The sequence below is a fragment of the Streptomyces zaomyceticus genome, assembly GCF_014656215.1.
GTDB classification, from domain to species: domain Bacteria; phylum Actinomycetota; class Actinomycetes; order Streptomycetales; family Streptomycetaceae; genus Streptomyces; species Streptomyces zaomyceticus.
Genome location: NZ_BNBZ01000020.1, coordinates 116,030 through 138,852, shown reverse-complemented (window position 1 = coordinate 138,852; position 22,823 = coordinate 116,030). Strand labels below are relative to the sequence as shown.

24 protein-coding genes and 3 pseudogenes are annotated in these 22,823 nt (G+C 71.2%); 1 reads left to right on the top strand and 26 read right to left on the bottom strand.

Going from position 1 to position 22,823, the window contains the following annotated elements; genetic code table 11:
* Positions 1 to 35: 35 nt before the first annotated feature.
* Positions 36 to 440 carry a hypothetical protein gene (locus IE311_RS24650; protein ID WP_189833992.1) on the top strand — a complete coding sequence of 135 codons (405 nt, stop codon included), beginning with the start codon at positions 36 to 38 and terminating at the stop codon, positions 438 to 440.
* Positions 441 to 558: 118 nt separating this feature from the next.
* Here IE311_RS24650 and IE311_RS24645 read toward each other — a convergent pair whose 3' ends face one another.
* From IE311_RS24645 to IE311_RS24520, 26 genes and pseudogenes are all read right to left on the bottom strand, one after another.
* Complete coding sequence (locus tag IE311_RS24645) at positions 559 to 1,740, bottom strand: Shedu anti-phage system protein SduA domain-containing protein (RefSeq protein ID WP_189833967.1); 1,182 nt, start codon at positions 1,738 to 1,740, stop codon at positions 559 to 561.
* A gap of 280 nt (positions 1,741 to 2,020) precedes the next feature.
* On the bottom strand, positions 2,021 to 2,284 hold the full coding sequence (locus tag IE311_RS24640; protein WP_189833966.1) for a hypothetical protein: 264 nt from the start codon (positions 2,282 to 2,284) through the stop codon (positions 2,021 to 2,023).
* A 359-nt stretch (positions 2,285 to 2,643) separates the two neighbouring features.
* Complete coding sequence (locus tag IE311_RS24635; RefSeq protein WP_229902131.1) at positions 2,644 to 3,006, bottom strand: esterase; 363 nt, start codon at positions 3,004 to 3,006, stop codon at positions 2,644 to 2,646.
* 42 nt (positions 3,007 to 3,048) lie between these two features.
* Positions 3,049 to 3,261, bottom strand: coding sequence for a hypothetical protein (locus IE311_RS24630; protein WP_189833965.1), 213 nt, complete (start codon positions 3,259 to 3,261; stop codon positions 3,049 to 3,051).
* A gap of 663 nt (positions 3,262 to 3,924) precedes the next feature.
* The gene (locus tag IE311_RS24625) at positions 3,925 to 4,272 is read right to left on the bottom strand and encodes an SPDY domain-containing protein (RefSeq protein WP_189833964.1); all 348 of its coding nucleotides are present in this window, start codon (positions 4,270 to 4,272) and stop codon (positions 3,925 to 3,927) included.
* A 492-nt stretch (positions 4,273 to 4,764) separates the two neighbouring features.
* Positions 4,765 to 5,253, bottom strand: coding sequence for a hypothetical protein (locus IE311_RS24615; RefSeq protein ID WP_189833963.1), 489 nt, complete (start codon positions 5,251 to 5,253; stop codon positions 4,765 to 4,767).
* A gap of 59 nt (positions 5,254 to 5,312) precedes the next feature.
* A complete protein-coding gene (locus tag IE311_RS24610) occupies positions 5,313 to 6,251 on the bottom strand; it encodes an SPDY domain-containing protein (protein WP_229902130.1) in 939 nt (312 codons plus the stop codon).
* Positions 6,252 to 6,383: 132 nt separating this feature from the next.
* Positions 6,384 to 7,235 carry a winged helix-turn-helix transcriptional regulator gene (locus tag IE311_RS24605; RefSeq protein WP_189833962.1) on the bottom strand — a complete coding sequence of 284 codons (852 nt, stop codon included), beginning with the start codon at positions 7,233 to 7,235 and terminating at the stop codon, positions 6,384 to 6,386.
* Positions 7,232 to 7,900 carry a hypothetical protein gene (locus IE311_RS24600; RefSeq protein WP_189833961.1) on the bottom strand — a complete coding sequence of 223 codons (669 nt, stop codon included), beginning with the start codon at positions 7,898 to 7,900 and terminating at the stop codon, positions 7,232 to 7,234. The genes IE311_RS24605 and IE311_RS24600 overlap by 4 nt, the downstream gene beginning before the upstream one ends.
* On the bottom strand, positions 7,897 to 8,382 hold the full coding sequence (locus tag IE311_RS24595; protein WP_189833960.1) for a hypothetical protein: 486 nt from the start codon (positions 8,380 to 8,382) through the stop codon (positions 7,897 to 7,899). The genes IE311_RS24600 and IE311_RS24595 overlap by 4 nt, the downstream gene beginning before the upstream one ends.
* Entirely contained in the window at positions 8,379 to 9,164 is a 786-nt protein-coding gene (locus IE311_RS24590) for a glycosyl hydrolase (protein ID WP_189833959.1), read from the bottom strand. Before IE311_RS24590 ends, IE311_RS24595 begins: the two co-directional genes overlap by 4 nt.
* The gene (locus IE311_RS24585) at positions 9,161 to 9,772 is read right to left on the bottom strand and encodes a DUF4913 domain-containing protein (RefSeq protein ID WP_189833958.1); all 612 of its coding nucleotides are present in this window, start codon (positions 9,770 to 9,772) and stop codon (positions 9,161 to 9,163) included. Before IE311_RS24585 ends, IE311_RS24590 begins: the two co-directional genes overlap by 4 nt.
* Before the next feature lie 93 nt (positions 9,773 to 9,865).
* A pseudogene (locus tag IE311_RS24580) lies at positions 9,866 to 10,771 on the bottom strand (DNA cytosine methyltransferase); the annotation flags it as partial.
* A gap of 121 nt (positions 10,772 to 10,892) precedes the next feature.
* A pseudogene (locus tag IE311_RS37120) lies at positions 10,893 to 11,066 on the bottom strand (DNA cytosine methyltransferase); the annotation flags it as partial.
* Position 11,067: 1 nt separating this feature from the next.
* The gene (locus IE311_RS24575; RefSeq protein ID WP_189833957.1) at positions 11,068 to 11,655 is read right to left on the bottom strand and encodes a hypothetical protein; all 588 of its coding nucleotides are present in this window, start codon (positions 11,653 to 11,655) and stop codon (positions 11,068 to 11,070) included.
* Between the two features lie 38 nt (positions 11,656 to 11,693).
* Entirely contained in the window at positions 11,694 to 12,866 is a 1,173-nt protein-coding gene (locus tag IE311_RS24570) for a DnaB-like helicase N-terminal domain-containing protein (RefSeq protein ID WP_189833956.1), read from the bottom strand.
* Complete coding sequence (locus IE311_RS24565; protein ID WP_189833955.1) at positions 12,863 to 13,093, bottom strand: hypothetical protein; 231 nt, start codon at positions 13,091 to 13,093, stop codon at positions 12,863 to 12,865. Before IE311_RS24565 ends, IE311_RS24570 begins: the two co-directional genes overlap by 4 nt.
* Positions 13,090 to 14,878: pseudogene (locus tag IE311_RS24560) on the bottom strand (type IV secretory system conjugative DNA transfer family protein). The gene IE311_RS24565 and the pseudogene IE311_RS24560 overlap by 4 nt, the downstream one beginning before the upstream one ends.
* Before the next feature lie 57 nt (positions 14,879 to 14,935).
* A complete protein-coding gene (locus tag IE311_RS24555) occupies positions 14,936 to 15,916 on the bottom strand; it encodes a hypothetical protein (RefSeq protein ID WP_229902129.1) in 981 nt (326 codons plus the stop codon).
* A 402-nt stretch (positions 15,917 to 16,318) separates the two neighbouring features.
* The gene (locus tag IE311_RS36820; protein ID WP_229902128.1) at positions 16,319 to 17,587 is read right to left on the bottom strand and encodes a hypothetical protein; all 1,269 of its coding nucleotides are present in this window, start codon (positions 17,585 to 17,587) and stop codon (positions 16,319 to 16,321) included.
* Between the two features lie 159 nt (positions 17,588 to 17,746).
* The gene (locus tag IE311_RS24545; protein ID WP_189833954.1) at positions 17,747 to 18,244 is read right to left on the bottom strand and encodes a hypothetical protein; all 498 of its coding nucleotides are present in this window, start codon (positions 18,242 to 18,244) and stop codon (positions 17,747 to 17,749) included.
* Positions 18,245 to 18,270: 26 nt separating this feature from the next.
* Complete coding sequence (locus IE311_RS24540; RefSeq protein ID WP_229902127.1) at positions 18,271 to 19,032, bottom strand: hypothetical protein; 762 nt, start codon at positions 19,030 to 19,032, stop codon at positions 18,271 to 18,273.
* 98 nt (positions 19,033 to 19,130) lie between these two features.
* Entirely contained in the window at positions 19,131 to 20,012 is an 882-nt protein-coding gene (locus tag IE311_RS36815) for a hypothetical protein (protein WP_229902126.1), read from the bottom strand.
* Positions 20,013 to 20,189: 177 nt separating this feature from the next.
* Positions 20,190 to 20,786 (bottom strand): hypothetical protein, encoded by a 597-nt coding sequence (locus IE311_RS24530; protein ID WP_229902125.1) that lies wholly within the window; start codon positions 20,784 to 20,786, stop codon positions 20,190 to 20,192.
* A gap of 21 nt (positions 20,787 to 20,807) precedes the next feature.
* Positions 20,808 to 22,313 carry an ATP-binding protein gene (locus IE311_RS24525; RefSeq protein ID WP_189833953.1) on the bottom strand — a complete coding sequence of 502 codons (1,506 nt, stop codon included), beginning with the start codon at positions 22,311 to 22,313 and terminating at the stop codon, positions 20,808 to 20,810.
* Between the two features lie 27 nt (positions 22,314 to 22,340).
* The gene (locus IE311_RS24520; RefSeq protein WP_189833952.1) at positions 22,341 to 22,793 is read right to left on the bottom strand and encodes a DUF6238 family protein; all 453 of its coding nucleotides are present in this window, start codon (positions 22,791 to 22,793) and stop codon (positions 22,341 to 22,343) included.
* Positions 22,794 to 22,823 lie beyond the last annotated feature (30 nt).

Below are 22,823 nucleotides of genomic sequence, written 5' to 3'. Positions count from 1 at the left end.
TGTTACGGATGAAACAGCAAGCCTTCGAACGGGAGATGACGCTCGTGCTCAGAACCACCGACCGCACCACGGAGCCGGCACCCGCGCTGCCCGTCCCGCCTGCCGGCACCGACCCCCTGCTGCAACTCCAGTACGAGACGCAGCCTGCCGACGGCCCCGGCGCGACCCGCTGCGTCAGCCACCCGCACGAGATGGCCCTCGGCGGCATCCCCGTGACGTGCGCGGCCTGCCGGGCCCTACGCGACTGGCTACTTATCAACCACGGCCGCAACGTCTGGATCCGCTGCCGGTGCAGCAACCAATGGTTCGAACCCGAGATCAGCCGCGCCGACTTCGACGCCCTGATCGCCAGCCCGCACGGAACGACCTACCCTAGCGTCGAGGAGGGGCTCGTCGCACTCGGTTTCGACGGTGTCTTCGCCGGCCTCTATCTGGCGTAGCGAGCGACATGGGAGCAGCTCCGCTGCCGTCAGCTCTGTTCGCCTGAGGGGCGGCTCCGATTTGCTCGGGCCGCTCCTCGTGTTTGTGAAGCCGGAGGGGTGGATGTGGCGGCCGGGGTCAGGCGAGCCGATCGCGCTGCTCGGGGGCGTCTCGGCGCAGGGGGTCAGGGGATTCGTTGATGCGCATCAGCCAGTCGTAGGTACGTACCTGGATATGTGAGCGCCGGGCATGCAGTTCCCGGATGTCGGCAGCCGCGTCATCGGCGTCCTCGCGGGCCATGATGATCAAGCCGGGGACCTCTGCCGTGATGCCCGGCAGGCCCAGCCCGTCGGCGTTGCGCGCGGATCGGGCGTAGTGCAGGTTCGCGGACAGCCACCTGCGCCAGTCCTCGATCTGGTCGACCGCGTGTCGCAGGGTAGTTGATGCCCGCTTGTTACCGGGGTTGCTCATACGGCTGACCGGGCTCTCCAGTTCGACCAGGGTCCACCGGATTCCGAGCGATGTCTGACCGGCGATCATGAAGTCGGCCATGTAGTGGTTCCCGAGCTGGACCTGGGGCCGAACCCAGGTGTCGTGGGTGCCCACCACGGTGCTGGCCAACAGCGCCGGATGTTTCTCCAGGAGCCGCTGCATCGTGGCCTCGTCGTCGGCTGTCTCCAGTGCGTTGCGCAGCGCCTCGACCGCCGCTGGGGTCGCCGGAAAGCTGACCCGCCATTGGGCCAGCTGCACCTCCTGGGCTCGGGTGATCCGGGTCGGGTTGCTCTGAGCCGCGGCGACGTATTCGCGGGCCAGGCGGAGCTGATCGGCATATCCGTCCTCGTCGGGACGGACGATGCGGGTGATCCGGTGCGGGGCAGTGCCGAGCCCGTGGCCGCCACGGAAGTACAGTCGGCCGTTGGCGCCGACTGACGAAATCTCGCCGTACAGATCCGGGCCCTTGCGTCGATCGCGAGCGGTAACGACATCATCGACCGCGGGCTTCAGTCGGCGCAGGGCGGCGGCGGACTCGCAGTCACGGGCGACGTGCAACCAGGCATTAAGTAACTCCCGGTACTCGATCTGCTCCATGTCGGGAACAGCCAGGCCGGTGCGGCTCGCCAGGTCGAGGAGGACCTCGTACTCCTCGTCATCGAAGTCACCAGCGAGCGTGAGCCCCAGAGGCGTTCGCAGCAGGACACGCAGCTCGGCAGCGGCGACCAGCGCGGGTGTGTCCTGTCTCAGGGCCGCGCCCAGGGCCTGGGCGACGGTGATCTGCTCGGTCGTTGGCGCCGCGCACTTGCGCTCGAGGCTGTCGGCCACGACCTGCCACCCGGGATCTGACACTTCCCCTCCTTATGAGACGACGCGCCCACCGTAGCCATAATCGACGACGTGGTGTGCGCTTCCTCTATCCGAAGTAACGGGCTGCTCGGCAAGAGGTGTTGCGGAACATCCCAATGCCTAGTCTTCGCCGCTGTGGACTGAGGCGATGGCGCCGGCGAAGCTCGTCCCGAGCATGGTGTTCTCGGGCGCGGGGAATGGTGGGACGGCATCGGGAAGTCGTTCACGCGTTCCGATTCGATGGGGGGCGAGCCGTCCTTCAGCAGGCCCGCCTTGGCCAGGCGGTGGATGCTGAGCCGGACGGCGGCCAGCCGAAGAGCAAGTTCGTTCGCGAGGGCCTCGACGGGTCAGCGTGATCGGTCGCGGCGTCCTGCGACTGGCTGATCAGCACGACGCCGAAGGCGCCGACCGTGACGGCGAACAATGCGATGGTGCAGATACCGTACTCGTGCTGGACGGCAGCGACGATGGCGGTCACCGCACCGGCGGCAGCCACGAAGACGCTGGCGAGGAGCTTCTTCATGATGCGTCCGAGCCCAAGCCCGCCGGCGAAGAAGCGGGGGTTAGCTCTCGGTGCGGGTCGGCGCGGAATCCTCGGCCGACCTGATTCCAGCCTTCGAACGTGGCTGGCTTCCACTGGGGCCGGTGCGGAACAGTGGCGTCGTCGGGAGCAGGTAGGCTGCCCCGGCTCTTGCGGCTGCGGGCGGCCTGGACGCTGATGCCCATGTGGGCGGCGACCTCCGGATATCCCCAGAGTGGCCGGTCGTCGGCCAAGGTGTCTTCCTCCTCCTTCGTTGGGCGATGAGCGTGCGCACGTGCGGCCAGGCGTACGGCAAAGCCGCCCCCGCCTGATCGGCGAGGGGCGGCATTCTGGGTTCTCGGTCAGACCTCGGCGAGGCGGTTGGAGAGGTCGAGGGCGTCGGTCGCGAACGCTAGGGCGATGCAGAGGCCGGTCACCTCGTGGAGGGTCGGGCGGATGAGGCGCGGCCAGTCGTCCGGGGCGGCGGGCCAGGAGGCCAGGTGTACCTCGGTGGTGGCCAAGCCGAGGTGGGCGGTGACGTTCCAGCCGGAGCGAGAGGCGGGCTCCCAGTGGAGGCGGATGCGGCCGAGGGGGAGCAGCGGGGTTCTGGCGGCGAGCCACGTGACATCGAGTGGGCCATCGTGCCGGGTGGAGACGCGCTGGACAAGCGCGCCGCGTACGCCGTCCGGCATGGGATGTACGGCGAGGCCGTGCAGCGGGATCATGTGCGACGAGATGAGAGCCTCCGGGAGAGCGGGGGGAAGGGGTCAGGACCAGATGAGGGCGTCGCGCACCGACTTGGGGAGGTAGTCCTCCTGGCCGTCGTCGGGGATGAACGCCTTGCCGTCCTGGACGACGACCTCGGTCCCCACGTAGTGGGTGAAGGGGAAGTCGGGGTTGATGGCGAGGCGGATCGGCAGGGCGGGGTCGAGGTCCTTCAGCTGGCGGAGCAGGTGGCCGACGGTCAGGTGCTGGGGCAAGGAAGCCTCCGAAAGCGGTACGGGCGGGCGGAGTCGGAGCGACAGTGAGCGTCGAGGCGGAGTAGGTCCCGGAGGACCTTCGGCCCCGGGGCGTGCCCCGCGAGGTGCCGTTTCCTGCATTCATCGACGTAGCCCTTGCCTCGTTTCTTCATCTCCCAGCCGCCGCACGAGCAGACGGCCTGGGTATACGAGCGCCCCGGGCAGTCGGCGTGCAGCGGCTTGCCGGAGCTGGTGTGCTTGTGGTCCGCCGGGCAGAGGGGGCCGTCGGCGTGGTGGTTGGTGAGCGGGGCGTGGAACGGCACGGTGAGTTCTTCCTCGTGTTGGGGAGGATCCCCTGCACTGCCGGGGCGTTGGACGTCAGGGCGCTCCGTCATTCGGAGAGGCTGCCCTGCCACTTGCGTTGCTTCGGCTCGGCGCGCGGCACGGCGGCGGAGGGGCTTGACGTGGCGGCCGTACTGACCGGGCAGGTAGTAGCAGGTGCAGCGGCGACGGGCGAAGGCGCACTTACGGCGGAAGCGGGGACGGGTCGCCAGGAGCATGTGCGTTCGGAACCTCCTGCTGGGTCGGCGAGCGGGGACGGGGCCAGTCGGCCGCGAGGAGGCGGACCCGAATAGGTGCCGGTGAGTGGGGGCGGCCCGGTGGTGGACCGCCCAGCTCACCGATTCAGTGCGGGGAGTGGGCGACGAGGGCGGCGACGAATCCGGCCACCGCCTCGGCGGGGGTGTTGGTGTCGAACTCCTGGACCCACGTGTCGCCTTCGGCGGGCTGCACCTGGACCCGCCAGACGATTTTGCGTGTCCAGGCGGCGGGGTCCTCGGGGAGCCAGCCGACGTAGACGCGGCCGTCCGGGCTCGTCGCGTGGACGTTGGCCTCCGGGGTGTCGACGACCGTCCAGTCGAGGGCGTAGAGGAGTTCGAGTACCGGGGTGGCGCAGTGGTCCGAGGAGAGCCAGTGGCGGTCTTCCACGGAGGGGCCGACGACGGCTGGCTGGAGGGTGGCGGAGGCGTTCACGGTTGGACTATCCCTTCGTTGACCTGCGGTTTTTCCCGACACCCGTACGTTGACATGGGGTGTGCCGAAGTCCGTAGTCGTTTCGGGAGGTGCCCCGTCTGCCGTGGGCGAACTGATCACTGGCAGACGCCCAGAACGCCTTCGGCACGGGAATGGAACGACGGCCGGGGTTGTCGTAACCGAGTTACAGCAGCGAGCCGTAAGGGACCGAAGGGGAAGCAGGGATGACGGAGTCGGGCAGACATTGGGCGGGGGCGGGCTGGAGCGCAAGATCCGCGCCGCCGGGCGGCCGTGGACCGTGGGTGACATCGCGATGGTCGCCGACGGCCAGTGGGGCGTCGGCGCGCAGTCGGACAGATGGCCGGACGAGGGCGGTGGTGGAGCACCGGGTCGCGGAAGGACAGCACGTCGAGCTGACGGTGGAGGAGCTCGCCCGCGCGGTGGGCACCCGCACCGAGCTCGCCCACCACGACGAAGACCTTGCCTGACCGTTCAGCGGCGCGGCCCTGGTGAGGGCGCCGACGGCACGACAACAGCCGCAGGAACTGGCTGGTCGGGCACCTGCCCCGGGGCATGTGAAGCGAGCCCCGAGCGGGCGACTGCGGCCCGGGACAGGTTCGCCGCCGGCCCCCGGTCCGAGGCCGAGGCGGCTTCGCGTGCTTCGACCACACGCCGGATCGCCTGCACGTACGCACCGCTCTCCGCGAGCGCCACGCGAAGGTCGGCCGCCGAGCTGGCGAGCCGGTCCAGCTCGTAGAAGGCCGGCACATACCCGGGCCGGGTCATGGCGTGCAGACGATCCTGGTGAACGGACACCGCGTTGTCGGTGATGGCCAGGGCCGTGCGGATGTGCATGGCCGAGCGCAGGAGCGAGTCGTCGCAGGGGCGACGCACCGCGAGGACTTCCAGGACCTCGATGGGCTGACGCCAGGCCTTCTCGATCATGGAAGTGGCCTGGTCGAGCGCGGTGGTGTCGGGCATGAAGGAACTCCTGTTGTCCGGAGGGGCGGAGGAGGCGTCCGGGAAGGTCCGGGTGGGGGTCAGCGGCTGCGCCGGGGAGCCGACGGAGCGGCCGGCCGCCGGGCTGCAGCTACGGGCGCGAGGGTGCTCGACCGCATCTGTGTCGAGGCCATGGTGCGGCTCTGGGCCGCCATCATGCGGAGGTCGGCTGCTGTCCGCGGAGCGCGTGCGGCACGGCGTACGGCCTCGGTGACAGCGGTGCGGCGTACGTCGAGCGGAGTCGGAGAGCGAGATACCCGGGGATCGGCAGCCGGGCCGACCGGCGTCAGCGTGACCAGCGGCTCCATCTCGACGTGGATCATGTGCCGTTCACGGACCACCGGGGCCGAACTCGCCATGACGGCCGCCGTCGCGGCGATCAGATGGGACGGAGTTCGGGCCGTGAACACCGCCTCCGCCCGCGTACCCCAGCCCCGGGGACCGGCCCACAGCATGACGGCCTCGGCGCCCCGTCCGCCGCGAAGGGTGTCGATCTCGACACCCGCCAGCCCGTCGGGAGCGGTGATCTCGACAGTTCCGTTCGTGGCTGCCCCTCGGCGCCAGCCGGCATCGAGCAGCGGCCGGACGGCATCAGCCCAGTACAAAGACGGATCCGGCAGGAAGCGTCCGTTGTTCTCATATGGGTCGGATTCGGTGTAGTCGCGGGCCAGCGCGGTGGTGAAGCCGGCGACGATCTCGGCTGGGGTGACGTGGTTGAAGGTCGCCGTCCAGCGGGGCGCGGCGACGGCCTCCTCGGCCGCGGTGATCCTCCACAGCTCGAAGTCGTCTCCGAACCAGCCGATCCGGATCCGCTGGTCGGGAGAGGTGACGAGGAGCTGGCAGGGGCCGTCGTCGAGGTAGTGGTGCGGCCAGTGGGCCACGGGGGCGAAGCCGGCGTCTCCGGTCCCGTTAGAGCCGGCGAGATACATGGGGCTGACCAGTACCTCTTCGTGGAGGGACGGGTCGGGAAGGGCGGACATGGTCGAAGCTCCAGGCGCGTGTGGGAGGAGGGGAACGCGCCCGCGTGCGCAGCGTGGTGAAGGGCCGGAGCGCACGCGGACACGGACGCTGTGGCGATGGAGGGGCGCCTCTGGATCTCGGCACCATCCGGATCACCTGCCCCGTCCCGGGGCCGACGAAGCGGTTGCGGCCACCGGCACGCGTGATTGTGGCTGCGAGGCGTGGCTGAACAGGGCGTTCGGTGCGGCAGCGCTCCGGCGCAGGGCTGCTGCGGTCCGGGCGCCGTCCGGCCCCAACGGGATGGCGGAGTGGGTCCGCTGGGCCGTCGAGACAGCGGCAGCGGGCGACGGGGTCCACCGCGTGGCCAAGGGGGCGCTCCAGTGCTCGACGGTCGCGTAGACGGGGCCCACCTCCCGGCCGGCATCGGTCAGCACGTAGGGGTCGTCGTGGCGCGGGCCCGTGCGGGTGACCAAGCCGTCGGCCTGAAGCCGACGGAGGCGATGCTGGGTGAAGCTGACGTCCAGGTCGACGCCTTCGGCGATGTGGACGAACCGCATCGGGCCGCCCGCGTCGAGGACTTGGATCATGGCAGTGGAGTGCCGCAGCCGCAGACGCTGTACGGCCTCCTCGACACGTTCGGCTTCGGCCATCGCGCCAGGCGACAGGTAGTTCCGAGACCAGTCGGCCACGGTGCGGTGCACGTGCGTCAGGGACTCGCCGAGGGCGCTGAGCCGGTACGGAGCCCCGTGGCGCTTGTCGGTTCGGGTGACCAGTCCATCGGCGTGCATGGCGGCCAGCCGCTTGCCGACCAGCTGCTCACTGACGAAGGGGAGCCTGGCGGCGACATCCCGCACCCGCATGGGACGGCCCTCCTGGACCATGGTCATCACCGACCAGGTGGTCCACTTGGGTCCCATCAGGGAAAACGCGTCCTCGATGCGCTGAGCGTCGAACGAACCGATGGGAAAGAAGGTGGGCTGCTCGGGCGTATCGCGCGGGTTCATTCGGCCGCCTCCATCCGGGCGAGCAGCGAACGGACCAGAGTGGGCAGGCCCCATAGTTCGCCACCGATCCAGATGCGGTCGGCCGCCCCGTCGAGGACGTACGCGGCGTCTTCGAGCAGGCCGCTGGAGATCTCCATGCAGGCGTCGGTGATCCGGGAGGCCGCGAGTAGCGACTGGGAAAGCACGTCGACGTAGTCGCCCGGTGGGAGGCTGGCGGCCTCAGCGGCGGTGCGGATCGCCGCCAGCTCCAGCGGGCTGAAGGCGAAGTCGAACCTGTCTTCCTCCTCGGCGTCTTCGGTCGCGGCGAAGGTCAGGTTCCCGGGTTCCGTGGGGATGCCCACGCGCGTGCAGATCTGGTCGACGGCGGTGGTCAACTCGGCGAGGGACTCGGTGAGCCAGCCCAGCGCGGAGGCGTAGGAGGCCAGGGTGAACAGACCCGCCGGCGTGGAGGGACGCGGCTCGGCGGCCATGAACTCTTCGAGTTGGTCGGTCAGTTCGCCCACCACGTGCGGACCGGCGGACAGCGCGCCCAGTACGGGGTGCAGGTAGGAGCGGCTGGCGGCCGTTGGGTACTCCGCGGCGAGGATTCCGGAGACGCTCTGCGCGGCCTCGGTGAGGAGGCCGGCCAGGTCGGTACGGGACAGCGGGCCGCGATCGGTGGTCATCGCTGGGGGACCCTTCGGGAGGCGGCGGCCGTGGAGTGGGCCGTTACGGGTGGATCTGCCGGGGAGGCCGTCGGGCGGCCGGCGGCAAGGGAAGAACGGGACCGGGCGGCCTGCACGCGGGCCTCGTCGGCGGAGGCCGTCTCGGTGGTCTGCTGTGGGGCGGTGCGTAGGTGGGCCGTGCGGTAGACCGCGTAGTCCTTCCGGCTTCCGGCGGCGACGAGGTAGACCTCGCGCTTGTGGTTCGAGGTCGGTGGGGCCGGTCGGAACTGGATGACCAGCCGGTAGGCGACGGAGGGGTCGACGTAGACCTTGTGGAAGCAGGCGAGGCGGCCCATCAGCGGCAGGCAGTCGTCATTTCCGTGGACCAGGTTCTGCAGCTCCAGCAGCTCCAGCAGCGCCAGGTCGCGGATGTTGTCGGGAAGTTCCCGGAGGTCCGCGATGGCGTCAGGGTGCGCGGGGAAGGCGAAGCGGGCGCGGCTCACATCAGCCTCCGCTGTACCGGACGCTGGACCGGTTCCGCCTGAGGCGTACGGGGGGCGTCGAGGACCGCCTTCGGCACCGCGGAGGCACCGGCCGACCGGGCGAGGGCGATGCGGGCGACGCGGGCCCGAACAACAGCGCCGTTGTCATCGCTGTACTCCGGCGGCTCGGGCAACGGGCCGCTGCGGTCGTCCAGCCAGGAGCGGGCGGCGCCGGCGTCGGCGAAGGCGCCCTCGCGCATCGTGTACGTGCCAGCGCCGTGGTCCCACTCTTCGGGGAAGACCCGAATCGGTGCCTCGTCGGCGCGGGAGTCGCGCGTCAGCGTCCACGTCTCGCACGGGTCGGAGTCCGAGGTGTGGTTGTCGAGGACCTCGTATCGGGTGCCCGACTCCCGGATCTGCCGTTCGACCCACACCGTGAGGTCGTCGGCGGGCTTCAAGGAGCCGCCGTGGATCTTGGCGGTTTTCTCGGGCGGGCAGCCGCGTTCGACCAGCCAGTTCTGGGCGAAGGGCAGCGTGGCGTGGTGGCTCGTCTCCAGGGTGTACGTGAACCGGGTCAGGTCCCGGACGACGGCGATCGCCATAACCTGAGGGGCGCCGGGTATTCCCCACCTGGCCGTCTGGTCGTGGGCGATGATGAAGCTGTGGGAGCCGTTGGGCGTGGTGTGGTGCTGGGACAGCGCCGTCAGGTCACCGGACCAGAACCTCTCCACTGCCTCCTCGGACGCGGCATCGGCGGGGGCGAGTTCGTCGAGGTCGAAATCGAAGTCGAAGCCGTCGTTCATGCCGCCACCCCCGACTGCTCAGGGGCGGGAGTGGCCAGGACCCGGTGGTTGGGGCGGGTCGGGCTCGTCGTGCACGCGGCGAAGGGACCGTCCGGGGCGCGGAGGTGCACGAGGGCCTGGTCCAGGTGGTCGCGGTGCCAGGTCGAAGGGCCGGCCAGGCCGGCCTCGGTGTCGGTGAGCTGCTGCCACGCGAGCCAGAGGGCGTGCAGCCGGGCGACGGCCTCCGGGTGCTCGTGCCACTGCGCGCACCAGGGGCGCGTCGTGCTGATCTCCCGGCCGTACACCGGCAGGAGGAGGTGGTTCACCCAGTTGCTGAGGGCGGCGAGTTCGACGGCGTACGCCTCGCCGCCCAGGGCGAGGATGAACACCGAGGTGGGGCCGTCGGCCTTCTCGATGCCGGCCGCCCCGGCTTCCGCAGCGCCGTCCGTCTGCTGATCGGCAGAAGGTACGGGATCGGGCTCGGAGCCGAGGCGGTCGAGGATGACGCCTTGGCGCCTGACCTCCGCGATGGTCTTGGCGAGGGCGCTGGCGAGGTCGTCGAGGTTCTCGTCGGAGACCCGGAACGGCTCAGGGCCGGGGGCGGGGGCGGTCGGGCTGGTGTCGGACATGAGAGCGTGCTCCATCTGTGAGACGGCGACATGCCCGACAGGATTCGGATAATCCGTGGTTTGGCCCGGCCGGGAAATCCCGGTAGGGAGCCGCTACCCGGCCGCGCAGCGCGGACAGCGCGGGAACGGAGGTGCCAGCAACTGCAGAGCCCGAGCGGCCTGTTGGGGAACGACGCCGTTGCCGAGCGCGGTGAGCTGAGCCGGGCGTCCGAGTCCCGGAGTGGCGGTGACCCAGCCGGCGTCGAGGCCCTGCATCCACTCGACGAAGTCGGCACGGAGCCGACCGGCCGCGTCGGTGGGCGCCGGCGCGGGGCGGGTGCGTGTCTCCCATCGGGTGATGGCGCCTGCGTACGGTCCCCATCGCGGCTCGACTCCTCGGTTTCCCGGGACGGCTCCGCCCACAGCGGCAGGACCACCGCCGACAGGGGAGGTCGCCACCCCTTGCCGGGGCGACGGCCCGGGGTGCCCGTGTCGCTGGCCCTCGGTGTGGGCAACAGCGATGCCGCCGCACTGGGCAGGGTCATGTCCCCATTGCCGTGCCGCTGGTTGGGTGAGCCCTTGATTCCGGCCGACGCCTTCGGGGTCGGCAGCAGGAGCCACTCGACCTCGTCGGCCAGGTTCGGGCCGTGGCCCCCGCTCTTCCTCTTGGCCGGGTGCTGGGAGCCGCCGTTCTTGCCGATGTTGCTGGTCGGCGTCTTGAGCAGGGTCTCCGGCGGGCCAGGCCGTGAGGAAGGTCCGCTCGCGCCGGTGCGGGGCTCCGATGTCAGAGGCGCGAAGCACGAGCCATTTCGCGTCGTACCGGAGATCGGCCAGGGATCCGAGTACGGCACCGAGTGCCCGCAGAGGAGGCTGACCTGCGGTGTCTCCCAGACATCACGGGCAGGGTTCCACGTCGCCAGGGGAACCGGCGGGGGAGGTGAGGAGGCCGCGCACATTCTCGATCACTACCAAGCAGGGTCGGAGGGCCTCGACCGCACGGGCGACGTGCAGCCACAGCCCCGATCGGGTCTGGGAGTTGAGTCCGGCCCGGCGGCCGGCGACCGAGACGTCTTTGACAGGGGAAGCCGGCCGTCAGGACGCATACCCGGGGGACGGTGGACCAGTCGACGGTCGTGATGTCGCCCAGATCGGGGACGCCGGGCCAGTGGCGGGCCAGGATGCGCGAGGCGTTCGGGTCGACCTCCGCGTGCCAGGCAAGCGCGCCGCCGAGAGCGGACTGCACGCCCAGGTCGAGGCCGCCGTACCCGGAGCAGAGCGACCCGATCAGCGGAGGGCGGGAGACGATGGCGGACATGTCACCGGCCCCGTACGTGCCGGGGCGCGAGAGCCGTCGCCGGTGCCGGTGCTGTGGGGGTAGCCGGTACGGCCTCGTACACGGGGGTGGTGGTCCGGCCGAGGGCGGCCCGGAGCCGTGAGGACGGCGGCGAGACCGTCGTCGAGGCGGCGTGCAGGGAGTCGGCGGCCTCCCGCAGGGCCGTGTCCGCCGTCCCGAGCGCCTCGTCGATTACCCGCCCCGCCGCTTCCCGGGCATCCCGGCTGTCGGGCCGGTCGTGCAGGTGCTCGGTCCGCTCCAGGAACGCGAGCTGCTGGGCCACTTCCCCGAGGGCGGCTGCCGCCTCACCGGCGGGCCGTACGGCGGCGGAGAAGCTGGACACGGCTAGGGAAGTACGAGAGCTGTGTTCCCTGTTTGCGGTGCGGAGGAGGACCTCGTCGCCCAGCTCGGTGATCAGTTTGCCGAGTTCGGAGATCTGCTGGGCGACGGCGACGCTGCTGGGGAGGCGGTGAGGGTCGCCGGGGACCGGGAGCTTGCCGCGCTGGGCGTCGAAGGCCGAGGCCGTGGCGCGTATGGCCAGAGCGTCGGCGAGGGGGTTCGTGGTCACCATGAATTCCCGTACATGAGGAGGAGCGGCGAACAGGGGTGTCAGCTGTGGTTGCGCGAGCGCTGGCGTGCGGCGGTGGGGGTAGGCCCGGGATCGAGCCGGCCCGGTGGAGACGGGGCGGCGCGCGGCGTACTGCGGGTGAGGGCCGCGTGCACCCGCGCCGCCGGCGGCCCGCATGGGGATGTAGCGGTGGCTGGCGCCCGTGAAGCCGGCTGGCCGTTTGCGGTCTGCCAGCGGGCGCGGACCTCGTCGAGTGGGCCGAGCGCGTACAGGGCGTGGTTGATGAGCCGTCCAGGGGCCAGGACCTCGTCCTCGGCAAGCGCGCGGACGGCGTGGGCGGTGGCGACTGCGGTGCGCGTGAGGGAGGAGCGCATCACCTGCTTGCCGAGCCACTCGGCGTCACCGGCCCCCACGCCGTCGCAGATGGCGGTGAACCGGTCTTCCGACAGCGTGCCGTCGGCCAGCAGGCCGCGCCGCTGTGCCTCCCAGAGCAGGGTGATCCGGTCGATGGGCTCGCCCCGGTGGTGCAGCGCCCCGAGGCACTGGTAGAGCTGCCCGTGGACTGGGTCGGCGAAATCCCCGGGACGCAGCCAGTCCACCACCTCACCCATGGCCCCCGGCCGCTCGACGAGGACGGACAGAAGGAACTCCTCGTCCTCGGCAACCTGATCGGCCTGAGCCGGCGGAAGGGCAGGCGGGTCGGGGGCCTGCGATGTCGCGGGCGCGACAGGGCGCGGTTCGGTGCCCCACCGCCGGGCGAGATCGGTGAGTACCCCCGTCAGGACGTCCGTGTGGTGCAGCGCTCCCTCGACCTCGCCTCGCACAGCGCCCGCGCGAGCTTCCTGGTGAAGGCGGATCGCGTGCTGGGCGACGGTGCGATGGATCGCGCCCTCCAGCACCATGCGGCCGTACACCGGAGCGTGCGCCGGACGCGGACAGGCCGAGACCAGGAGATGAGCGTACGACGCGGTCAATCCCCGGACATGGAGGCCGGCCTCGGCGACCGCGTCGGTCACCCACGACAGCGGCACCGGCCCCTCGCCCTCCACCGCGGGGTGGCCATTGCCTCGGAGCTTGAGCAGCGCGGCGAACAGCGCCTGGTGGGCTGGCCGGTAGAAGCGATCCGGCGTGAGCCACTCCAGGTGTGAGAGCTGGCCCGGGTCGAGCAGCACCGCGCCGAGGACCGCCTGCTCGGCCTTCAGAAGCGGGTTCATCGACGACCTCGCGTGTTGGAAGCGGACGGCTCACTCGGCCGGGCACGCAGATCGGCGACCGCCCGGTCGGCGGCGGCCACCGCCTCGGCGAAGCCGTCCAGCACGGTGGTGAACGCGGGATCGGTGACGGGAACCGACCCGGCATCGGCGACCAGCCACCATCGGCCCTCGCGCAGGACGGCCGGCGACTGCGCGAGCCGCGCGGAACGCGGCGTGGGCGCGCTCATGCCGACAGCCCGAAATCGTCGTGGCCGACGGTCTTCGCCAGGGCCCGCTCGGTGATCGCCTTCGTGGCGCGGGCGGAGGCCGGCCCGACCACCTTGGCGGAGGGTTCCTTGTACCAGGGCCGGATGCTGAGCATGGCGATGCGCAGACCGGTGGCCAGTAGCAGCACCTTGCCCTTGGGCAGGGCGCGGATCGCGTCGGGCGGCAGGATGCGTTCGGTGCGCATGCTCACCGAGGTGGACTTGCCGCTCTCGCTTGTCGAGACCGAGACGGTCTGGACGTCGTGGTCACCGACCTGTCGGCTGAGGCGGTCGGCAAAGTCGGCGTCATCGATGCCCGAGCCGACGATCTTGACGGTGGCGGCGGACCAGAGGGCGTCCATCCCGGCCTCGCCCCAGCACCGCTGGCCTTGCCGGTAGGACTGCAGGATCGTCATCGGGATGACGCCCCGGCTGCCCAGGTGGCTGTACAGGTCCGGGAGGTCGCTGATGCGGCACACGTTGGCGGCCTCGTCGAGGACGCACAGGGCGGGCGGGTCGAGCCGTCCGCCGGAGCGCTCGGCGACGATCACGGCCGCGCGCATCATGGCGTCGGCCGCCGCCGCGATGATCGCGGACGCGCTGCCTCCGCCGTCCTTGCTCAGCAGGTACAGCGTGTCGCGGGAGGTGGCGAAGGCGAGGGGCCTGAACTCGGGGCGGTCCTTGCTCGGGGTGACCCAGGCGGCGACGTCCGGGTCGAGCAGGCAGCTCGCGTACTGCCTCGCCGTCTCATAGATGCCGTCGCGGGTCTCGGTCGCGCCGGAGACGGTTCCCTGGAGCTGGGCGGCGACCGCGTCGTGGCCGGCGTCGGTGAGCAGGTCGACCGGGGTCCGATCGGCGGGGGAGGCGAGCCAGGCCAGCACGTCGGTGATCGGCCGCCGATGGCTTGCGGCGGCCAGGAACAGGGCGCCGAGCGTGTTGGTCGCGGCGGTGGACCAGAAGTCGGAGCCGCTCGACTCGTCCACGCTCGCCGCGACGAAGTGCCCGGCCAGCCGCTTCGCCCCGGCAAGGTCACGGGCGTCGGCCAGGATGTCCCACCACATCTCGCGTGGATGGTGGGCGATCTGCTGGGGATCCAGGGTCCACACCGTGCCGACCTCGGCTCGGGCGTCCACCGTGGCGGTGAACGCGTCGTTCGCAGCCTTGTTGCTGGTGAGCAGGACCGGGCCGGGAGCCGCGAGGATCGCGGGGATCGCGAGGCCGGACGTCTTGCCGGAGCGCGGGGCCATGATCGCGACGATCACGTCCTCCCAGGACGCGCGGACCTCGACGCGACTGGGGGCAAGGGTGCCGAGCAGGATGCCGCGGTCGGCGGGAGCGACCTCTTTTACACCCCCGGCCATTCAGGGACGGCCGAAGGCTCATCGCCTTGGCGGTGATCTCCTTGTCCAGCAGCGGCGCCAGGTCGCCCTTGCGGGCGAGACCGGTCCTAGCGCCGGAGCGCCAGCACAGCCACAGCACCAGGCCGGTGGTGATCAGCGCCAGGGTGAGCAGGCCGGGGACGACGCGGACGCCGATGAGCAGCGCGGTGGAAGTCAGGGCCGGCCACAGAGCCTCGGGGTGCAGCAGGGCGTCGGTGGCGCGGAATGGGGCCCACGGGCCGCTTCCGACGAGGGAGTTGGTGAGGTTGCCGGTCAGCCAGGCGAGGGAGCCAAAGGCCATGGCGGCACCGAGGACGCCGAACAGGAGATAGAGGAGCGCGTCGGAGCCGGTCGTGGTCGACGGCGCACTGGTACGCGGGGAAGGCACGGGTGGTTCCTTGGGGTGCGAGCGGGCGGGGCGGGGCGCGCTCGGCTCTCGTACAGCTCACGGGCCTACTCCTTGCGGATCGAACGGAACGCTGCATTGGAAGCGGGGGGCGGCGTGTGCCGCGGACTGGGGCGGCGCGGTGGACGGCGGGGCGCTGGTGGCTGTGTTGGTCTCAGCCGCCGTGGGGGAGACCTGGCGGGCAGCGGCCAGCCGTCGGGCCTCGGGGCTGACGGTCTCGCCGACGTAGCCGACGGCCAGGGACGGGTCGATCGCGACGTGGTACCCCAGGTCGGCGAGCATGCTCGCGGCAGAGGAGGAGGCGAGCTGCCGGTCCGGGCCGATGATGTGCGACGCGAGGCTGTAGAAGGCGGGATCGCCCGGGTCGCCTGGGGCGGCGAACCCACAGGAGCGCAGGATGCGGTGGGCCGATTCGGGCAGGCCGGTCCGGCAGTCGGCCCAGACCAAGTCATCGGTCCGGGGGAAGATCTCGACGTCGGTGCCGTGGGTGTCGGCGAGGTTGGCCATGGAGGGCCCTTCTGGAGCGCGGACCGGTGGGGTGCGCGCCGGGACTTCTTCGGTCCCGGGCGGCGACGACGGTTGTCGGGGGCCGGTCTGCGGCGTGGAACGACGGGCGCCACGGCGGCGGTCGGCGTCCGGATCCCGGCCGGAAGGCGCTGCGGAGACCGTGTCGGATCCGAGGACGTCATCGGGTAGTTCCCGGGTCCGCAGGACGTTGACACTGTCGTGGAATCGGGGGTCGGTCCGCTCGGCAGGGCACGCGGCGATCCCGTCCTCGGTGGCTGCCAGCTGCTCCTGAACGTTCTGGAGCATGACGTGGGCGGCGGCCAGTCGCGTCCAGGTCTCGAAGACGGGGTTGTGGTGCGGGTCGTCGAACGCCAGACGGACACGGGTCCAGTCGGCGGCAGCGGCGACGAGTTCGGTCAGCTGAGGCAGAGCGCCGACCAGCGCACCGTTGACCTCCTCGATGATGCCGGCGACCTCGTCGGGTGTTGCGTCGTCGGTGAGACGGGCGATCATCCCGGGGACGGAGTACGGGTCGGCGGAAGCGCTGGGCAGGTGTCGGACCTGCAGCGGCTTTTCGGAGCTCGGTGCCACGCTGCGGTGGGCGAGCCGGATGTTGTGTTGCGTCGCGGCGCCGACGGCCTCGCCGATGCTGGAGTAGAACTCGGGCAGGGTTCCTCCGTGAGTTGATGGTGCTGGCTGGCCAGGCCGGGTGGAGCACGTGGCACACGTGCTCCACCCGCAGGAACGGTCCTGGGTCTGGTGCCGGAAGGCAGAGGCGGCGGAGTCACGGTGTCACCGGCAGGCTGTCGGCGAGGGACGAGAGCCGTTCGCGGGCGGCGGGGCTGCCGGCGGTGACGCCGCACGAAACGCGTACACGACAGGCTGGCGGATGGAGCGGACGAGGAGAACACCCGATCACCGCCGAGGACCGGAGGCACGCGGCGGGCGCGCAGCTGCACGAGCGTCCGTGAACTCGATACCGAAGACCGAGCCGGCCTCGGCCGCCGCGGGCGATACGGCCAACGCCGCGTTCTGGGAAGCAGACAGATCCGAGGACCGCGTCCGCGTCTCGGTCTGGGACCGGGACGGGCCGCCGACACGACACAGCTCGTCCTCCGAGTCGACGAGTTCCGACTGCGCCGAGCTGACGAACTCCGCCGCGAAGCCGAACCGGTCAGCCAGCGCGTACGCCTCGTCGTCGAGGTCGGTGAAGTGTTCGCTCGCTGCCTCCAGCGCTTCCCGGACACGTTCCACGGCCCCGTGCTCGGGGTGAAGGAGCTGGCCGACCGCTTGCCGAAGGTCCGCCCCGTTCTCGGCCGACCTGATGCGGTCCGTGATCTGAAGGAGGGCGGCTCCGGCGGCGTAGGGCCCAAGGGGATTCGCCGGAATACTCATCCGGGCCACGTCCAGGGAAGGAGCGAGATCGACTCCGTAACGGGCGGCGCGGAGCATCTCGGCCGCGTGGCTGGCGATGGCGACTCGGTCGGCGACCGCGGTGGTGGTGGGAAGCCGGTGGCGCCGTCCGTGCCAGTCCTCGATCTGCCGGAAGCCGGCGTGCTTGAGGATCATCGCGGAAAGATCATCATTGGCGCCCTTTGCCACGACACTGCCGCTGGCCTCGGAGGAGATGGTAATGAGAGGGGCAGGCACAGAAGTCTCCTGGGCACGGAAGGTCGGATGGGGTGCGGTGGGCAGGTGCCCCAGCTCGGCCGCGATGCGGCGGCACTCGGTCTGGAGGCGGAAGGCGTCGCGATACCCCTCGTGCAGGCCGCCGTCCTCACGGGCGAGGGTGGCCACGACGTGTACCTGACGGGGCTGGTTGCGCAGGGCGATCCACCGGCAGGCATCCGGATCGCCCTCCGGTGCGATCCCGACGGCGGACACCAACCGGCGGGCGACGACGGCCCACTGCGCGTCGGTGAGGTCCGGCCGGTGAGGAACGGAACGGACCGAGCAGACCCACGTCGGCCGGACGGGAGCCGGGGCCCCGAGCCGCTTGACCGGAGCGTCAAGTGCATGGGCCAGGTAGGACAGCGAGCCCGGCTCGGCGAGCAGCTCGATCGGCGCCCCGTGATTGTCGCCAGCGATCAGCCGGGGGCTGACATGGGCACCGCGTTCACCCGGCCCGTACAGATACGCGAGCAGGCCAGCGGTGTCGCTGACGCGCTGCAGGTGGGCGATCACGGCGTCTACCTCGAAAGAGAAGGAAGAAACGAGGGCCCTGGAGACCGGGCCAACAGGGAGAGAATCCGCCGGATTCGGGATTTGGCCCGGCCGGGGATCCCTGATAGAAGCCCCGCTCGCCCGGCCCCTGGCCTTGGTGGGCGGGGAGGCACCGGACAGCTAGAAGTAGGGGTTCTCGCTGGGCCGGTCGGCGTCAGTGGCTGCCTGGAGCAGCTCGGTTAGGTCGACAGGTTCGGAGGAACGCTGGTCGATCCACCATCCGGCGCGGGTGATGGTGCGAGCGGTCTCCTCGATCTCCTCCCACTTCTGCTCGGTGGTTTCGCCTTCGACGACCAGGGCGGTGTAGGCGGCGGCCAGGATCTGGTGGCGGCAGCGCACACCCCAGGGGACGGCGCGCTCGGTTCCCTCCAGCGGAGGCATCCGGTACTGCTGTGACCAGGCTTCGGACTCGGCCTGCTCCTCCGCACGTTTGGCCTTCACCCAGGCGGCCTTGTCCTGCCCGCTGTTCTCGTTGGAGGCGCGCCAACAGTCGTTGCACTCCTGGCTGGCGAGCCACTCGGCGAAGCCCGCGCGGCGGTCGGCCGGCCGGTTGGACAGGTCACGGTCGGCCTTGTGGCCGCATGAGTGGTTGATCGGCCAGATGGTTTTCACGGCCATGGGAGCTATTCCTTACGGGAGTTGGGTCAGCGGTCGCGGGTGAACGCGATGCGCGGGTCGACCGGCCGGGCCGCCGCGGCGGAGGTGGCGGGAGCCGACACCGATGCATTGCCGGGGAGACTGGCGAGAGCCGGGCTGGCGGCGAGCGCGGCGGCCACGATCGGAGAACTACGGCCAGCGCCGTGGATACGGTCGCGGGACGAGGCGGGCGCGGGGCGGTGGCGGGCCGCTACGTCCTGGGCGAGGCGGGGCTGCACCGCAACCTGGACCCCGGAACGGTGCAGGGTCAGCGTGGCGTCGGCGACCTTCCCCAGGGCCTCGTCGCGGCTGGCGCCGGGCAGCGTGTAGATGTCCAGGCGGCGATCGTGCCGCCAGCCGTTTTCGACCAGGGCGAGTCCGGTGAGTCCGGAGGCGCGGCTGTCGATGGCCCCGACGATGCCGAGCCGCGGATGTTCGGCGAATGCGACATCGGGCTCGGCGTGCGGAGCCCGGGACGGGACGGGCCCCGCGCCGGGTACCAGGGAGGGGTTGAACACGGCGTCCGTGTCGACCCGGAAGCCGGCATTGCGCAGCAGCGCGACGGCCCGGGTGGCGCGGCCCTGCCCGTCACGCTGCTGGTCGGTCAGGGCGTACAGGGTCGGCTCGCTCAGGACGGGGCGGAACTCGAGCCGCTCCAGCATCCAGGTGCCGGCGGCGAGGTTCTTGGGGTTCGCGGCGACGATGCCGTAGTCGGGGTGGCGGCCGACGGTGACGTCGGCAAGCAGTTCTTCGGCGGAGGTGGGCAACACGGCTGATCCATCCAGTGCGGGCTCGATGACGAGGGAGGGCGAGGCCGGAACGGTTCTGCTGGTGAGAGGCATGCGGCGTACTCCGAGACGGGAAGAGATCAGCGACCAGGGGTGGTGGAGGGACGTGCGGGTGGAAGCACGGGACGTGGGGGAGGGTCCGTCGCCAGGCGCGTGCGGACCGTGCGTGGTCCGGCCGTCGGCGAGGGCGCGAGAGCAGCGCTCACCCGTGGCTGAGTAGAGGCCGGCAGGGCGGTTCGGTCTATCGGACTTCGGCCCTTGGACGTGAGCGGGGCCGAGTCGCATAGGACGGTGAACCCCTCGTCCTGCAGCGCAGTGAAGGCCCGGGTCACCGCCCGCCGCTGCTCGGTCGGATCGGTCATGGCCGTGGGCAGCCGGTGGTAGCGCTCCCCGTCGAATGAGACGGCGGTGATGAAACCCGCACGGTGGAGCACGGCGTCGGCGACGCGCTCCTGTGAGGAGCGCTGCTGCTCGGGGCGTGGCGGCACGCCGACCTGGTCCAGGCGTGCGTCGACGGCGGCGAGCAGACTCGGGACGCTCCCGCCGTACCGGGCGTGGGGGCCGCCGGGTTCCGAGTCGTAGATCTCTTCGTACACCGAGGGCCCGGTGTCCCGGTGGCGGATCGCCGTCCAGCTCTCGGGGAACTCGGGGTCCTTGCTGGGTGGTTCCTGCGGCGGCGAGATGATCAGCGAACTGCCGTCGGGGAGGGCGGCGTGGACGATGTAGTCGCTCAGGCCGTACTCGACGGTGACCTCCAGGCCGCGTTGGCGGAGGGGAGCGGTGAGGTGGCCGTACCGGTGATCGTCTTTCGGATCCTCGGAGACGGCAGGCGAGGAGGTGGTGCTGGTCCACGCGGTGATGTGTGGTCCCTCTCGCTCGAAGGTGGTCAGGGGGTTGTGCTGGTGAACGGGTTTTCTCCGTGGTGGGGTGTTCCAGCGGTCGGTGGCGCAGGCTGCGGGCACGTGGTGCTGGGCGGGCGGTGGTCCACGAGGATCTGGCGGTCGGAAGGTTTGGTCCCACCGGGACTCGGTGCTACGGGCGTCAGCGGGAGCGCCCCGGCACCGGCGGGCCGGGTGCCGGTGGCGCCGGAGGAGAAGCGGGCAGGGACCCGCGCCGGCCGGAGGCGGATCGGGCGAGGGCTACCCGTGCCTGTTCGGTCCGCGAGGACTGTTCGCGGTCCGCTCGGCCAACCAGGCGGCGGCCCGTACGAGGGCCGGGCCACGGATGGACAACTCGTCGGCGTAGTGCCAGCCGTCGGAGTTGCGGTCCTCCTCCGCCTGGCTCTCGTAGAGCTTCCGGGAGCCGGGGAGTGAGGCGTCCATGAGGGCCATGATCTGGTCCCACTCGCGCTGGAGTTGTCCTGCCCGTTCCAGGGTGGTGTCGATCCCGCGCAGTCGGCGGAGGTCTTCGCTGGCCGGCCCCTCGACGTAGTCGGCACCACGGGGGGCGGCGCGGACGCCGGCCAAGACCTCGGGACCGTGGTCGAGGAAGACCTCCACGTGTTTCCACGCCTCGGCGTCGCGTTTGACCTTGCCGTCCTCGTATCCCTGCTCGTCGACGGGCCAGCCGTCGCCGTCGCAGAAGGAGTCCGAGACCGCGTCCCAGGCGTCGGACGCCTGCCTGATCTCGGCGGCGTCGGAGGCCAGCGCCGGGATGTGCCTCCGCCACGCCAGACGGTCGGTGGCCGCCGGCGGCCGGTTCTCGGCCAGGCCGGGAGAACTGGGAGAAGCAGACATGATCGGTCCTCCGGACAGGCCCTATGCCGACATGCGGGCGTCGGTGTCGAACAGTTCGCGTTCGGCCGGGTGGAGGATGTGCTGCGTGATGAAGGACCGGCCCGCGACTTTCCACAGGCCCCGGCCCTTGGTCAGGGCGGACACCGCCTGGGTCTCGACGCCGGTCAGGCCGAGTAGGGAAGCGGCAGCGTCGAGCTGGTCGGGCTCCTGGCGGTAGATGATGCGGGTGGAGCAGTCGGCCAGGAGGCCCTCGGCCAGCACCCGGCCGCGCGAACCGGCATCGCCCGCCGAGAGCAGATCGCTGAGCCGGTGGATGACCATGAGGTTTGCAATGCCGAGACCCCGGCTGAGCTTCCACTGGGACTGCATGCGCTCCAAAAGACCCACGTGCCTCATCAGTCGCCACGCCTCGTCGTAGATCACCCAGCGCCGACCCCCGTCCGGATCGGACAGAGCGCTCTCCATCCATGCCGAGGCGCAGGTCATGGCCAAGACCAGGGCGGTGTCGTCTCCGGAGCCGCCGAGGCGGGAGAGGTCGATGGACAGCATCGGCGCGGTCGGGTCGAAGGCCACCGTCGAGGGGGCGTCGAACATGCCGCTGAGGTCGCCGTGTACCAGGCGGCGCAGGGCGTGCGCGAGGTCCTGGGCGGCCGACCCGAGGTGTCGGGCCTGGTGGCCGAGGGCTCGGTCGAGGTGTTCGGGCGAGCCGAGGGCGTGCGCGATCTCTCCGAGGAGCGGCACGGTGCCCCGGGCGGTGGCCTCGGCGACGACCAGGTCGAGCGCGAGGTCGAGGGCGGTGTGCTCCATCGGCAACAGGTCGCGCTTCAGGACGGTGCGCGCCAGGCTGGCCAGGAGCAGCAGCCGGCGCTTTCGGACCTCGGTCCCCCAGTCGTCCTCGCTGACGGAGGCGGGCCGGGCCGGCGCGTCCAGCGGGTTCAGCCGACCCGGGAGGCCGGGGCCCAGGGCGATGCTGTAGCCGCCGAGAGCCTGTGCGACGCCGGTCCACTCGCCCTTCGGGTCGCAGGGGATGTAGATCCGGTAGCCATGGGCGATGGACCGGGTGGCGATGGACTTCGCCAGCGCGGACTTGCCCATGCCGATGATCCCGGCGAGGACTGCGTTGGGGTTCGTGAAGCCCTCGATCCGGCCGCTGCTGTACAGCGAGAACGGATCGAAACAGAAGGCGGCTTCGGCGTGGACGTCGCGGCCGATGAAGATGCCCTCCGCCCCCAGGCCGCCTTCGGCCACGAAGGGGTAGGCCCCCGAAGCGGTGGCGGTGGTCATCCGGTGGGCGGGCAGGCGGAGCTTGCCGCCCCGGGCCGAGGCCGGACCGGGACGACCGGTCGGCGGGTAGGTCGGCCGCAGCTCTGGGTCGAGGGTTTGCTCGGCGCGGTGCTTGGGCGGTGTTCCGGCGAGGCGCGCCTGGCGGCGGGCCTCGGCGAATCCGGCTCGGGCGGCCCTCTGTTGGGCCCGCGAAGCGTTGTGCGGCACGTACAGGGGAGAGGCGCTGGCGCGGGTGCGGGGCATGAACGTTTCTCCAGGCAGGTGATGGGGTCAGCGGCGGACGAGGCCGGTGAACGGCGTGTGCAGCTCGGCCGGGGTGGTACGGCGACGGACCAGGTGTGCGGCGCGTTGGTGGCGCTGGCAGATGGTCAGCTCCGGTGCCCCTTCGGGCAGGCCGGCCTGGCAAGCCTCGGGTTCGGGCACCTCGCCCGAATCCGGCCGGGGCGCCGCGTGGTAGGCGGCGTGGACGTGGTCGGCGGCCTGCCAGATGCGGGTGCGGGCGGCGCGAAGCTGGTCACCTTCGATCGGTACGAGCTGACCGACGCGGAGGGCGTGGGCGTCGAGCAGCCCGTGCACCGAGACGAGATGCGCGTGCAGGGCGTCCAGTTCGGCCCGGCTGGTGACGAGCGGGCCGCCGGGGAGGTTGAGCGCGCGGTGGAAGTCGAGCGCGGCGGTGGCGAAGGGCACGAAGTCCTGCGCGGTCGGGCTGGCGGTGCGGGACATGGGGGTGCTCTTTCGAGGAGAGGGAAGGGC

Bases quoted from the DNA above. Each gene is read 5' to 3' on its own strand.
- IE311_RS24590 (WP_189833959.1), bottom strand. From the start codon at position 9,164: ATGAACGACGGCTTCGACTTCGATTTCGACCTCGACGAACTCGCCCCC.
- IE311_RS24530 (WP_229902125.1), bottom strand. From the start codon at position 20,786: ATGTCTGCTTCTCCCAGTTCTCCCGGCCTGGCCGAGAACCGGCCGCCG.
- IE311_RS24650 (WP_189833992.1), top strand. From the start codon at position 36: ATGACGCTCGTGCTCAGAACCACCGACCGCACCACGGAGCCGGCACCC.
- IE311_RS24610 (WP_229902130.1), bottom strand. From the start codon at position 6,251: ATGTCCGCCCTTCCCGACCCGTCCCTCCACGAAGAGGTACTGGTCAGC.
- IE311_RS24575 (WP_189833957.1), bottom strand. From the start codon at position 11,655: ATGGTGACCACGAACCCCCTCGCCGACGCTCTGGCCATACGCGCCACG.
- IE311_RS24525 (WP_189833953.1), bottom strand. From the start codon at position 22,313: ATGCCCCGCACCCGCGCCAGCGCCTCTCCCCTGTACGTGCCGCACAAC.
- IE311_RS24635 (WP_229902131.1), bottom strand. From the start codon at position 3,006: ATGATCCCGCTGCACGGCCTCGCCGTACATCCCATGCCGGACGGCGTA.
- IE311_RS24520 (WP_189833952.1), bottom strand. From the start codon at position 22,793: ATGTCCCGCACCGCCAGCCCGACCGCGCAGGACTTCGTGCCCTTCGCC.
- IE311_RS24545 (WP_189833954.1), bottom strand. From the start codon at position 18,244: ATGGCCGTGAAAACCATCTGGCCGATCAACCACTCATGCGGCCACAAG.
- IE311_RS24585 (WP_189833958.1), bottom strand. From the start codon at position 9,772: ATGTCCGACACCAGCCCGACCGCCCCCGCCCCCGGCCCTGAGCCGTTC.
- IE311_RS24640 (WP_189833966.1), bottom strand. From the start codon at position 2,284: ATGAAGAAGCTCCTCGCCAGCGTCTTCGTGGCTGCCGCCGGTGCGGTG.
- IE311_RS24565 (WP_189833955.1), bottom strand. From the start codon at position 13,093: ATGAGCGCGCCCACGCCGCGTTCCGCGCGGCTCGCGCAGTCGCCGGCC.
- IE311_RS24600 (WP_189833961.1), bottom strand. From the start codon at position 7,900: ATGACCACCGATCGCGGCCCGCTGTCCCGTACCGACCTGGCCGGCCTC.
- IE311_RS24570 (WP_189833956.1), bottom strand. From the start codon at position 12,866: ATGAACCCGCTTCTGAAGGCCGAGCAGGCGGTCCTCGGCGCGGTGCTG.
- IE311_RS24615 (WP_189833963.1), bottom strand. From the start codon at position 5,253: ATGCCCGACACCACCGCGCTCGACCAGGCCACTTCCATGATCGAGAAG.
- IE311_RS24605 (WP_189833962.1), bottom strand. From the start codon at position 7,235: ATGAACCCGCGCGATACGCCCGAGCAGCCCACCTTCTTTCCCATCGGT.
- IE311_RS24555 (WP_229902129.1), bottom strand. From the start codon at position 15,916: ATGATCGCCCGTCTCACCGACGACGCAACACCCGACGAGGTCGCCGGC.